Source organism: Psychrobacter sp. GTC18467, assembly GCF_055397455.1.
Genome location: NZ_AP038920.1, coordinates 2,436,547 through 2,448,287, shown reverse-complemented (window position 1 = coordinate 2,448,287; position 11,741 = coordinate 2,436,547). Strand labels below are relative to the sequence as shown.

Below are 11,741 nucleotides of genomic sequence, written 5' to 3'. Positions count from 1 at the left end.
CTGCTAGGCTTTTTTAGCAAAACGCTGGGTTAACTCAAAGCAAGGGTCGGCGCGGTTAACCGCTTTGGTAAACCATAAAATATCAAAGGGCAGCTGCTCATTGGCGCTTTTAGGAATGGCATCACGAAGCGTAGCGCCACTTTTAACTTCAATCAGCCCAATACTTAAAGGCTTTACGCTCATATGGCGCGCCACCCCAACGTCAAGGCGTGCATGACCCGCCCCGCAAAGCAAAACGCCGGTTTTAGGCAAGCTTGATAGCGCCTTTGCCATCGCCTTATCCCGAGCCACTTGAACAAAAAGCATGCCGCCAATCATGTTATCTGGCAGCAAATTGCAGTGACCTTCAATAATCGCTTGCCGCTGAAAGTCGGCAACCGCTTTTGGCAAATCCGGTTCAGGCTGTCTTGCTAAGGCTTTTAGCTCGGTATTTGGCACGTTGGCGGCAAGAAGCGGTTTATCAAGGGCAAAGACATTTTTTACCGTTTGACCATAACCTTGCCAATTCCAATGCGCCTGCCAAGCAATTTGTTGTTGCAAGCGACTATCGTCCAAATCTTGCCAGTATAAGCTTGGTTTTTTGTCAATCAATACTTGCTGGCTTGGGTCAATCATCTCCATTGCCACCCCGCCAAGCTTGCCTTTTTTTGCCAAAACCTCAATCACCCAGCGCTCAATGGCTTGATGGCACAAGTTGTCATGACGCTCACCGACAATCACAAAGGGCGCGCGGGTAATGCTATCCATCAGCGCGTGTTCACTAAGCCAATCTTGCCTTTGAACATCCCAAACCCGATTAGCAAGGGCTTGGCTTAATTCAGAATTGGTACTGTCATTGTCTGCCAATCCTGTGGCAAAACTTGGCAAGCTTGGCAATGCACAAGCTGCCCCTGCTGCCAATGCCTTTTGTAAAAAATCCCGCCGCGACCGACTTTGCATCTTGCCTCCTTTTAATTTTTTTAACCTTTGATTTAGTTTTCAATTTAATTTTTTAAAATTCCATAAAAAAAGCCGCTATTCCCAAATCTGAAATCTTCAGTTTAGAAAATAACGGCTTAGCGCAAAATGAATCTGCGCTTGGCTTTTTTTGGCTTAACTTTTTAAAAAATAAGTATTTAAAAGCTCACATTGAACAGCTACGCACTTGGATCATCATCCATTTGCGATTGGATATAGTTTTGGATGCCAATCTCATCGATAAGATACAGCTGAGTTTCCGTCCAATCTTCGTACTCTTCATTGCCGTCTTTAAGCTTAACTAAAAGCTCTCGCGACACGTAATCTTGATGCTCCTCGCAAAGGGTGATGGCATTGGTAATAATGCCAAGCTTTTGCCGCTCAAGGCGCAAGTTACACTCTAAAACCTCAGGAACATCTTCACCGATATACAGCTTTCCTAAATCTTGCAGGTTCGGCAAGCCTTCAAGAAACAATACCCGCTCGATTAAATCATCCGACCATTTCATCTCTTTGATGGACTGATGATAAAAGTTGTCATTGAGAACTTTAAGCCCCCAATGCCGCGCCATTCTTGCATGTAAAAAATACTGGTTGATGGCAATCAATGACTGCCCAAGCACCTTGTTAAGTGCCATAATGACCGCTTTATCACCTTTCATAATCTTGCTCCTACACATTTATGATTGTGGGTTACTCAAAATCATCTTAAACTTCAGGCGCCTAAATTAGACGATTAGTACGTCACATCCGCCGGAACTTCTTTCATCTGACTTTGTAAGTAGTTTTTAATCCCCACCAAATCAATCAAGCGCAGCTGCTGCTCAAGCCAATAAGCGTGGTCTTCTTCGGTGTCTTTAAGCTGCATCACCAGCATCTCGCGGGTGACATAATCGTGCTCTTCTTCACAAATGGCAATGCCTTTTTTCAGATGCGCTTGAACCGCGTATTCAAGGTCTAAATCAAGCTTGAGCATCTCAGGAACGGTTTTGCCAATATGAATCTCATCGACTTTCATGTTTGGCGTGCCACCAAGCATCAAAATTCGGCGGATAATCTTTTGCGCATGAATGGTTTCGTCTTGCATTTCATGATGAATGCGCTCATAAAGCTTGCCAAATTCCCATTCGGCATACATTTCAGAGTGAATAAAGTATTGGTCGCGCGCGGCAAGCTCGCCGCCGAGTAAAAAGTTGAGGTAATCAATAACCTTTGGGCTGCCAATCATCGTTCATTCTCCTTGATTTTCTTCATCCAAATCTTTTGGGCGACTGACTTAACAACAGCATAATTTAGAAGCGCCAAAAGCTCTATAGTCATAGTGTACCATAGAGCATGAAGTCATCTTGTAACGATAATAACTAAGAATAAGATGCCAATTGAGAACTATAATTAGCTAGAATTGCGGCAGTTTAGTAAAGAAATTGACCAAAAGGTTAAACCCGCAAAAACCTAAACCGCGTACGCCAAATCGTCAAGCTTGGCGTGGTGTTCGGTCAAATAGTCATTGACAAATGGCTCACAGCAGCCGCAGCAAGTGGCAACATCAAGGGTGTCTTTTAAGCCGTCCATGGTATCGATTCCTGAGGCTATCGCCGCTTTAATCTGTTTTTCTTTCACCTCATTGCAGATACAAACGTACATAGACGCGCTCCTACCTATTTTCTATTTTTTGCATGGTGCTTGATTCATTAAAGATAAGTTAGGAATCAACACGTTAGCTTCTAATTTCAATATATGTATAATAACGATAATTGTTATTATTTACAATAGCCTTTTGCAAATAAAGTTCTTATTTTATGCCAATAACAAAACTCATCAGGCTTGATTCGCTCATTTTTGCCCTGCTAAAAAGTGATAAAATAAAAAGACCTTGGGCGCTAAAATAAAATTAGGAAATAAGCGCAAGAGGTAAAGTAATTTTTTTGTTGTGGAAGTGCGATATGACCGAAGTTGTTACCCTAAAGCCCATTGAGCTGTTTAAAGTGCTCTCAGACCCAACCCGATTAAAACTGTTTCAAATTTTATTTCAAAAAGAAGCGCGCTGTGTTTGCGAGCTTGTAGAGATGCTCGACCAACCGCAGCCAACGGTATCGCGTCATTTAAACCATTTAAAAAAACTGGGGATTTTAAGCTGCGTCCGTGATGGCACGTGGATGTGGTATCAAGTTGCCGATGACTTGCCTGAGTGGTGCGAGGATATTTTGCAAACGACCTATCAAACGCTCAGCCAGCAAACATAAGCTATTAAGGTTCCCCAAATCGGCTGTATTCTGTTTTTTATAAAAAAACCAGAAATTTATCTTTTTTAGGAATATAGTAATGCCGATTTGCTAGAGGAGTGTTCCGCTAAGCTTGCGCATAATAGTCGCTATTACGTGACTCATTGGACAGTAGGCTCATGAACACCTTTCCCCTATTTTTTAAACTTGACCAGCAATCGGTGGTGATTGTCGGCGGCGGTGAAGTGGCACTGCGCAAAGCAGATTTACTCAGCCGCGCTCAAGCTAAAATCACTGTGGTAGCACCGATTATTTGTGACGAGCTGAGCGAGCTGCTTGGCAATAAAAAACACCGGTTCATTTATGACAGCTATCGCGCTGATTATTTAAGCGGCGCGCGAATCGTTATTGCTGCAACCGATGATAATAAGCTTAACGAGCAAATTTATCACGATGCTCATAAGCTTAACATTCCGATTAATGTGGTGGACACGCCGCACCTTTGTGATTTTATTTTCCCCGCCATTGTGGATCGCAGCCCGATTGTGATTGGCATTTCCTCCAATGGCAAAGCGCCGGTGCTTGCCCGCCTATTGCGAGCGCGCCTTGAGACCTTAATTCCGCAAGGCTACGGCAAGCTTGCAGGGCTTGCCGGCGAGTTTCGCGATGAGGTCAAAGCCAAAATCCCAACCCTCAATGGCAGACGCAAGTTTTGGGAGCGCGCCTTTGAAGGCAAGGTTAGCGAGCTTGTGTTTTCAGGCGATGAAAAAAAGGCAGCACAGACACTAAAAACCGCGCTTGATGATACCGATTTGCAAGAGCTGAGCAAAACCACCGGTGAGGTTTATATCGTTGGCGCAGGTCCTGGCGACCCAGAACTTTTGACCTTTAAAGCGCTACGGCTGATGCAGCAAGCCGACATTGTCTTTTATGATGCTTTGGTTTCGCCTGAGGTGCTCGATTTGTGCCGCCGCGACGCTGATAAAGTTTATGTGGGTAAAAAACGCAGCAATCATGCGGTGGCGCAACTAGGCATCAATGAGCTTTTGGTTCAACATGCCCAAAAAGGTCGCCGCGTGGTTCGCTTAAAAGGCGGTGACCCATTCATCTTTGGTCGCGGCGGTGAGGAAATTGAAGCGTTACGTCAGCATGATATCCCCTACCAAGTCGTCCCAGGCATCACCGCAGCAAACGCGGCAGCAAGCTACGCCGGAATCCCACTGACCCACCGCGACCACGCGCAGTCGGTGCGCTTTGTGACCGGCTATCTGAAAGCTGGCGAGCCCAACGGCAACTTTGAAAGTCTGTTAAATACCGATGAAACGGTGGTTTTTTATATGGGGCTGCACTCGCTTGAGCGGTTAACGACAGGGTTAATAGATGCCGGTCGCGCCGCTAGTACGCCCATTGCCATTGTCTCAAACGCCAGTCAGCCCAATCAGCAAGTGCTGACAGGAACGCTTGACAACATCGTCCAAAAACAAGCCAAAGCTTGCCTGCCAACACCGGCGCTGCTCATTATGGGCGATGTCGTTGCCCTGCATCACGATTTGGCGTGGTACAACCAAAGCGGCGCGATTGATGATAGTGGCAACTGGCTTCGCAGCGGTCGCGCTCAAGCAGACACTAACAAAAATCGCGAGACAAACCGCGCCCATGCCTTAGCAATGATTGCCAATCAAAGCGCGCAAGAAAATATGGAATCCTTGGTCATTGGCTAACATTTTGCAGGCTAAAAACCAACGATTAAATAACCCTTGTTTGGTTTTTTAACTTATAATGAAAGATATGCTGTTATAAGGAGCATGTAATGACCAAATCTTTCATTATTGCGGCCGCCTTATTTGCAGCCACGCTCGTTTCTGCTGAGGCTCAAGTTTGCAAAGTCACCGACCCGACCACCAGCAAGCTTAACGTTCGTGATACCCCCTCAGGCAAAATCATCGGCAAGCTTGCTAATGGTCGCCTCGTTTATATCGCTGATGTTGATTATGACGCTAAAGGCAGAGCTTGGGCACTGGTGTTTGATGCTAAAACCGACCGCTATTTGGGTTGGGTATTTCGTGAGTTCATCAGCTGCTATCAGTGATTGCCTTTAGAGCCAACAAAAAACCACCGAACGCTCGGTGGTTTTTTAATTCTAACCTTTATATATGTAATTTTGCTAGAATAGCTTACGCCTATCTTTATTATGTTTACCATTAAGCCAAACTTATGCTCAATTCAAACGCCCCATTTTCCAAACCGTTAAAAGTCCTTCACACCTCCGATTGGCATTTGGGGCGCAGGCTTTATGGTCATACGCGCTATGAGGAGTTTTCGGCATTTTTAGCTTGGCTTCTTGAAAGCATTGATCGTGAAAATATTGACGTTTTGATTGTGGCAGGCGATATTTTTGACACCATGACCCCAAGCAATCAGGCACAAACGCTGTATTTTGAATTTTTAGGCAAGGTGAGTAAAACCTGCTGTCAGCATGTGGTCATCGTGGCAGGAAATCACGACTCCCCCTCATTTTTAGACGCGCCAAAGCAGGTGCTTAAATTTTTGGACGTTCATGTGGTGGGAACAGCTTGCGAAGATGTTCGCGATGAGGTCATCACCCTTTGGGCAAACGATGGCGCGCCGCAAGCCATCATTGCGGCAGTGCCCTACCTTCGTGACCGTGACGTCCGTCAAAACCGCGCTGCTCAAAGCTTTGATGAAAAAGATGCCAATGTCGTGGCAGGGATTTGCAAGCATTATGAGTTGGTCGCGGCTGAAGCAAAACGCCAACAGTCAAAGCTTAAGCACGATTTTTCAGTTCATATCCCGATTATCGCCACTGGTCATTTATTTGCCGCCGGTGGCAGCACGACGGAAGATGACGGCGTTCGCAATTTGTACGTGGGGAATTTGGGCAAAATTTCAGCCGATATGTTTGATGATTGCTTTGATTACGTGGCGCTTGGTCATTTGCACGTGCCGCAGCGGGTGGGTGGTCGTGACCACATTCGCTATAGCGGCTCACCCATTGCCATGGGATTTGGCGAGGCGCGCCAGCAAAAACAGCTGATTTTGATTAACTTTTCCCAAGATGGCTTGACCATTACGCCCATTTTTGTGCCTTGTTTTCAAAAGCTTGCGCAAATTAGCGGTGATTTGCCGCAAATTGCTGACCAAATCGCGCAATTGTCAGCGCAAAATGACCCCGTTTGGCTTGAAGTGATTTATTCAGGCGCTGAGTTGGTCAGTGACTTACGTGAGCAAGTGGCTTTGATGACACAAAATACGCTTTGTGAGGTGCTAAAAATCAGAAACCCCAAATCGTACCATCAGGTGTTAAAACAAGGTTATGAGTTTGAAAACCTACAAGACTTGGACGACAGCGAGGTGTTTGAGCGCTGCCTTGAGGCGCATCAAATCACCGGCGACCAAAGAGTTAAACTTCGCGGCGCTTATGATGACATTATCAAAGCCATGACAGAGCAAGACCGTTTTGCCGATTAACGTTTTATTGACATTTTACAGATTTTAAATCAAGCAAGGATGACTAATGCGACTGATTGAGCTGCGCCTGACCAACTTAAACTCGCTCAAGGGCAGTTGGCAAATCAATTTTACCCACGAGGCATTTATTAACGAAGGCATTTTTGCGATTACGGGGCAAACAGGCGCAGGAAAGACCACCATTTTGGACGCCATTTGCTTGGCACTGTATAGCCAAACGCCGCGCCTTGGCAAAATTACCGGCACGGCAAACGACATCATGACCCAAGGCACGGGCGAGTGCGCCGCTGAGGTGGTCATCGAAATCGGCGGTAAGCAATACTGCTGCTCATGGTATCAGCACCGAGCTTATAAAAAAGCGGGCGGGAAACTTGCTGCCATCAAGCACCAAATCAGCGAGCTGCCCTCAGGAAACCTCTTAGAAGATGTCACCTCAAAGACCGCGCCTTATATTCAAGAGTTGATGGGGATGGATTTTGACCAATTCACCCGTTCCATCATGCTGGCTCAAGGCAGCTTTGCCGCGTTTTTAAAATCCGATATTGCCAATCGCGCCGCCTTACTGGAAAAAATCACCGGAACGGCGATTTATGCCAAGATTTCCAAGCAGGTTTTTGAAAAATTTCGTGATGAAAAGCAGCAGTTAGAACATCTTCAAGAAAAAATTGCCCATCTGCCAGTTTTAAGCTTGGAGGATGAGCAGCAGTTATCGCAGTCGTTAAACGAGTTGACCGACAAGCAAAACAGTCGCCGTCAGCAATTACAAACCTTGAATGAGCAATGGCGCTGGCTTGAACAAATTAACCAGTTAACTCAGCAGCTTAATCAGTATCAAAATGAGTTAAGCCATGCCAATCGGCAGCAGGATGCCTTTGCCCCCCAAAACTTGCGCTTAATGGCTGCCAATCGCGCGTTGGAGCTTGACAGTCTTTATCAAAATCTAACGTTTAGCCGTCAGCAGCTCAGCCACTTAAATCAAGAAAAAATAGCGCTCGATGAGCGTGCGCCGCAGCTTGTTGCCGCAGAGGCCGCCGCAAAGCAAATACAGGCGCAATGCCTTGAGCAAGAAAAAGCGGCGCTCAATAACTTGCAAATCAAACAGCCTATCTTAAAACAAGCTCGGCAATTGGACAGCCATATTTGGCAATTATCCAGCGCCATTGATGAGGAAATCTCTAGACAATCGGCGCTAAATCAGCAGTTGGTTAATCTTGAGTCGCAAATCACGCGCCAGCAATATGACGTTGAAAACATTAATCATGAGCTGCTCGATACTCAAAACTATTTAGCTAAGCATTCGCATCATAGTGATTTAACAGCGGATATTTCGTTATTTCAGGATAACACCACTCAATTATCAAACTATCTTGAGGATTATACCCAAACGCTTGAACAAAAATCACAATTAGAAACGATGCTAATTGAGGGTCAAGCAAAATTAACCACGCTTACCCAAAATCGTGAAGCAACGCTTAAACAAAACGAAGCTCAGCAGCAGCAGCTTGATACGCTTAAAGAACAGCTTGGCAATCAAAGCCAAGATAAGCTGCAACATCAGCGTTATTTGTTGGAAAATCAGCTTGAAAAATTAGCCTCAATAAATGATAAATTTGGGCGTTTAAAATCGCAAAGCGCCCAAATCAACGAGTTAACCCATCAGCAATTAACCTTGTCTAAAACGATTGAGCAATCGGCAGAAGAGATAAATCGTTTCAATAGCGCCATTCAAGCGCTTGCAGAATCGCGCCAAGACAAACAAGCACAATGGCAACTGCTGCAAAAAGTCGCCAAACTTGAGGACTATATTGCTGATTTGGAAGCTGGCGCGCCCTGCCCGCTTTGCGGCGCAACCGAGCACCCGTATCAAGACGCGCATCCGCTTTTGGCAAGCGCAACCAATACTTCAAGCACCCAAGTGCTTAAATCGGCGATTGCAGATTTGGATAAGCAAATTGCCCAAAAGCAAGCGCAGCTATCAACGCTGCAAATTCAAAGTGCTGAAATGAAATCAAGTTTTGAGCATCAGCAGCGCTTAACGCCGACGCTTTATCAAGACAGCCAGCGCTTGATTGCGGACGCTCAATCACAATTATCGGCGGCGTTTCAAAGTAAACATCAAGATGATGCCATTGCCGCGCCCTTAACCGCGCTTCAATATGCATTGGCGGATAGTTTTAACATGTTCGCCGATAACCAACACTCGGCTTTAGATTTGGTGATGATTGAGCAAAGCATTAACCGCGTTCACCAATTAAGCTGCGCCATCAATGACCAAAAATCGCAAACGATTGCCAATCAAGACAATTTAGCCAAACAAACGGCGGCGATTGAGCAACTGTTAACGCTTATTGCGAGCAATCAGCAACAACTTACCCAAATTGACCACAATCAGCAGCGACTAGCGTACGATTTAAAAATTCATCAAAACAACCTTGAGCATAATCATCAAAAAATTCAGCAGTACTGTCAGCAAGCCTCCGCCCTCATTGATAAGCTGATTGCTTTATCGCAAAAATATCAATTTGGCGCGCCGATGTTGTCTTGGCAAAATATCAAACAAAAAATTGCCAATGGTGAAGCGATTTCAAATCAAGATAGTCAAAATATTATTAATGATTGTTATGGGTTTAACCATCAATTATTACACTGGCAGTCGCAATATTTAGCAAAAAATGAGTTGCAATCAAGATTATTAACGAAGCAAAGCCAACTTCAAGCCAACATCAGCGCGCAAGTTACTCAGCGCCAACAGGATTTGCAAACGCTAAGTAAGATTGAGACTGCCATCCATGACAAGCAGCAGCAAAAGCAGCGTTGGCAATCACAGCGCGAGCAGTTATTTGACGGCAACATTGATGATGAAGCGGCGCGATTGCAAAAAATCCTTGATGACGCCAAAGCCAACTTGGCTTTGGTGCATCGTAAACTTGATGTAGCGGCTCAGCAGTTGCAAATTTCAAGCCATCAACAAGCAAAAACGGGTGAGGCGATTTGCCGCATCAAATCAAGCTTATCTCAGCAAGAAGCCGACTTTCAGCAAGCGTTAATTGAGGCACAATTTAGCGATGAAGCTGCCTTTTGCCAAGCGCTTTTGCCCAAAAATGAGCGGGACGCGCTTAACCAGAAAAAACTTAGCATTGAGCAGGCGCTAAGCCAAGCCAAATCGCAGTTAGCGAGCACCAAAACCGCGCTTGAGTTGGCGCAATCAAAAGCGCTTACCGAACAAAGCTTGCCTGAGATTGCCCTTCAACAAGAGGCGCTGCAAGCAGAGTTTGATAATGCCTTAAGTGAAATTGGTGCAATGAGGCAAAAGCTTTTGGACAATGAGCAGCAAAAAGCGGCGCAATCGGTGCAGCTGCTTAAAACTGAACAGCAAAAAGACCATTTGCGAGTTTGGCAGCAGCTTTATGACTTAATTGGCTCAGCGGACGGTAAAAAGTATCGAACCTTTGCGCAATCGCTCACCTTTGAGGTGATGATTAATCACGCCAATCAGCAATTGCAAAAAATGAGCAACCGCTATTTGCTTATTCACGATAGCGAGCAGCCGCTTGAGCTGAGCGTCATTGACAATTATCAAGGCGGCGAGATTCGCAGCACCAAAAACTTATCCGGCGGTGAAGGCTTTATTATTAGCTTAGCGCTTGCCCTTGGACTGTCGCAAATGGCAAGCCAAAATATCCGCGTCGATTCGCTGTTTTTGGACGAAGGCTTTGGCACCCTTGATGAAGAGTCTTTGGATATTGCCCTTGATACCTTAACGGGGCTTCAGCAAGAAGGTAAATTAATTGGGGTGATTTCTCACGTTAGCGCCTTAAAGGAGCGAATTTTAACCCAAATCCAAGTTAAAAAACGCTCAGGCGGCATCAGTATTTTAACAGGTCAAGGCTGCCAAGCGCTTGCCAGCTGACAAAAATTGCGCCATGATAAAGCCATAAGGATTAGCGAGGGCAAGATGATGACCTATTTTTATCATAAGCCTTTGATAAGCGCCGTATTATTGAGCATAGCGCTTATGCTTAGCCTATCTCAAGCCAAGGCGACCATCAGCTGCGCCGGCTACTTGCCAAGCAGTTATTTTGATAAGGTGGAAGCAAAATCGCCTTTTCCTGCCAAGCTGGTTTTGCAATCAAGCGGCAATTACAAATTGGTTAAGCAAAATAAAGTCCTCGCCATCGATTTAGAAAACCCTGAAATTTTTGCCAAGCGCGTTATCATTGCCCAAAAATCAGGAAAGTTTGGCGTCATCAATCGCGCTGGCAAGGTTATCGTACCTTTTGCTTTTGATAGCTTGACCACGGATTTAGACATTGCCACAAGCTTTGTCGTCAGCTTGCAAAAAAACGGTCAAACCTACTTTGGCGCGATTGACCGAAACGGCAATTGGATTTATCCCCCTAGTAAGCCAAATCCGCGCAGCGCGGTTAAGTTTCCGAACCATTTAATCCAAACATCAACCCCTTCCCTCACCCATGCCCATTATGACAGCCGCGCCGACCGCGATTATTTTTTAGTCAAAGCGCGCTCAAAGGTAGGCTTGATTGATGATAAAGGTCGCGCCGTTGTTCCGATAGCGTTTGACGCGCTTCAGCCGTTAAATATCTGTATGGGAAAACCCTTACTTTTAACGGCAACGGCTGTACAAAAAACCGCGCTGATTACTCAAAACAATAAAACCATCGTTACGGCTGCACAAAATCAAAGCTTTGAGATGCTCAATCCAGACATCTCGCCCATGCTGCTCTTAAAAAATCGCTTGGACAGTAAAGGTAACATCATCAGCAGTCAACTGATTGACGAATCAGGAAAAATAAAGCTAGCCTCAAGCGCGCCCATCACCAAGCTTTTATACCATCAGCTGTATCAATTTACCCAAAATAAAAAGATTGGCTTTATCAATTCTCGCGGCAACATCGTGTTAAATCCGCAATTTGATAAGATTGAAGATAACGGTAACCGCGTTTGGGTGATGAAAAACGGTAAAAAGATGCTGCTAAGTGATTTTATTAATCTTAACCGCTATTAGCTTTTTAAACTGGCTTTTTTTAAACTGCTTTTTAAAGACATACAAAA

At 45.2% G+C, this 11,741-nt stretch carries 10 protein-coding genes; 6 read left to right on the top strand and 4 right to left on the bottom strand.

All coding sequences use genetic code 11. From position 1 onward, the window contains the following. Positions 1-3: 3 nt before the first annotated feature. The 4 genes from ACZ5XY_RS10845 to ACZ5XY_RS10830 form a co-directional block, all read right to left on the bottom strand. Complete coding sequence (locus tag ACZ5XY_RS10845; protein ID WP_464741578.1) at positions 4-939, bottom strand: ChaN family lipoprotein; 936 nt, start codon at positions 937-939, stop codon at positions 4-6. Between the two features lie 197 nt (positions 940-1,136). Beyond that, positions 1,137-1,619 carry a bacterioferritin gene (bfr, locus tag ACZ5XY_RS10840; protein ID WP_464741576.1) on the bottom strand — a complete coding sequence of 161 codons (483 nt, stop codon included), beginning with the start codon at positions 1,617-1,619 and terminating at the stop codon, positions 1,137-1,139. Between the two features lie 74 nt (positions 1,620-1,693). After that, complete coding sequence (bfr, locus tag ACZ5XY_RS10835) at positions 1,694-2,185, bottom strand: bacterioferritin (protein WP_464741574.1); 492 nt, start codon at positions 2,183-2,185, stop codon at positions 1,694-1,696. Between the two features lie 224 nt (positions 2,186-2,409). Continuing rightward, positions 2,410-2,601 carry a (2Fe-2S)-binding protein gene (locus ACZ5XY_RS10830; protein WP_464741572.1) on the bottom strand — a complete coding sequence of 64 codons (192 nt, stop codon included), beginning with the start codon at positions 2,599-2,601 and terminating at the stop codon, positions 2,410-2,412. Between the two features lie 299 nt (positions 2,602-2,900). On the opposite strand from ACZ5XY_RS10830, the gene ACZ5XY_RS10825 reads away from it, so the two are divergent. From ACZ5XY_RS10825 to ACZ5XY_RS10800, 6 genes are all read left to right on the top strand, one after another. Continuing rightward, positions 2,901-3,200 carry an ArsR/SmtB family transcription factor gene (locus ACZ5XY_RS10825; protein ID WP_464741570.1) on the top strand — a complete coding sequence of 100 codons (300 nt, stop codon included), beginning with the start codon at positions 2,901-2,903 and terminating at the stop codon, positions 3,198-3,200. Between the two features lie 158 nt (positions 3,201-3,358). Beyond that, positions 3,359-4,900: a siroheme synthase CysG gene (cysG, locus tag ACZ5XY_RS10820; protein WP_464741568.1), complete on the top strand. Its 1,542-nt coding sequence runs from the start codon at positions 3,359-3,361 to the stop codon at positions 4,898-4,900. Between the two features lie 89 nt (positions 4,901-4,989). Then, on the top strand, positions 4,990-5,268 hold the full coding sequence (locus ACZ5XY_RS10815; protein ID WP_464741566.1) for an SH3 domain-containing protein: 279 nt from the start codon (positions 4,990-4,992) through the stop codon (positions 5,266-5,268). 125 nt (positions 5,269-5,393) lie between these two features. Beyond that, positions 5,394-6,668: an exonuclease SbcCD subunit D C-terminal domain-containing protein gene (locus tag ACZ5XY_RS10810; protein ID WP_464741564.1), complete on the top strand. Its 1,275-nt coding sequence runs from the start codon at positions 5,394-5,396 to the stop codon at positions 6,666-6,668. A 46-nt stretch (positions 6,669-6,714) separates the two neighbouring features. Continuing rightward, positions 6,715-10,578 carry an AAA family ATPase gene (locus tag ACZ5XY_RS10805; RefSeq protein WP_464741562.1) on the top strand — a complete coding sequence of 1,288 codons (3,864 nt, stop codon included), beginning with the start codon at positions 6,715-6,717 and terminating at the stop codon, positions 10,576-10,578. Between the two features lie 45 nt (positions 10,579-10,623). Further along, complete coding sequence (locus ACZ5XY_RS10800; RefSeq protein ID WP_464741560.1) at positions 10,624-11,694, top strand: WG repeat-containing protein; 1,071 nt, start codon at positions 10,624-10,626, stop codon at positions 11,692-11,694. The last annotated feature ends 47 nt before the right edge of the window (positions 11,695-11,741 follow it).

Excerpts from the sequence above, each read along its gene's own strand:
- ACZ5XY_RS10810 (WP_464741564.1), top strand. The coding sequence starts at position 5,394 with ATGCTCAATTCAAACGCCCCATTTTCCAAACCGTTAAAAGTCCTTCAC.
- ACZ5XY_RS10805 (WP_464741562.1), top strand. The coding sequence starts at position 6,715 with ATGCGACTGATTGAGCTGCGCCTGACCAACTTAAACTCGCTCAAGGGC.
- ACZ5XY_RS10845 (WP_464741578.1), bottom strand. The coding sequence starts at position 939 with ATGCAAAGTCGGTCGCGGCGGGATTTTTTACAAAAGGCATTGGCAGCA.
- ACZ5XY_RS10815 (WP_464741566.1), top strand. The coding sequence starts at position 4,990 with ATGACCAAATCTTTCATTATTGCGGCCGCCTTATTTGCAGCCACGCTC.
- bfr (WP_464741574.1), bottom strand. The coding sequence starts at position 2,185 with ATGATTGGCAGCCCAAAGGTTATTGATTACCTCAACTTTTTACTCGGC.
- ACZ5XY_RS10800 (WP_464741560.1), top strand. The coding sequence starts at position 10,624 with ATGATGACCTATTTTTATCATAAGCCTTTGATAAGCGCCGTATTATTG.
- ACZ5XY_RS10825 (WP_464741570.1), top strand. The coding sequence starts at position 2,901 with ATGACCGAAGTTGTTACCCTAAAGCCCATTGAGCTGTTTAAAGTGCTC.
- bfr (WP_464741576.1), bottom strand. The coding sequence starts at position 1,619 with ATGAAAGGTGATAAAGCGGTCATTATGGCACTTAACAAGGTGCTTGGG.
- ACZ5XY_RS10830 (WP_464741572.1), bottom strand. The coding sequence starts at position 2,601 with ATGTACGTTTGTATCTGCAATGAGGTGAAAGAAAAACAGATTAAAGCG.
- cysG (WP_464741568.1), top strand. The coding sequence starts at position 3,359 with ATGAACACCTTTCCCCTATTTTTTAAACTTGACCAGCAATCGGTGGTG.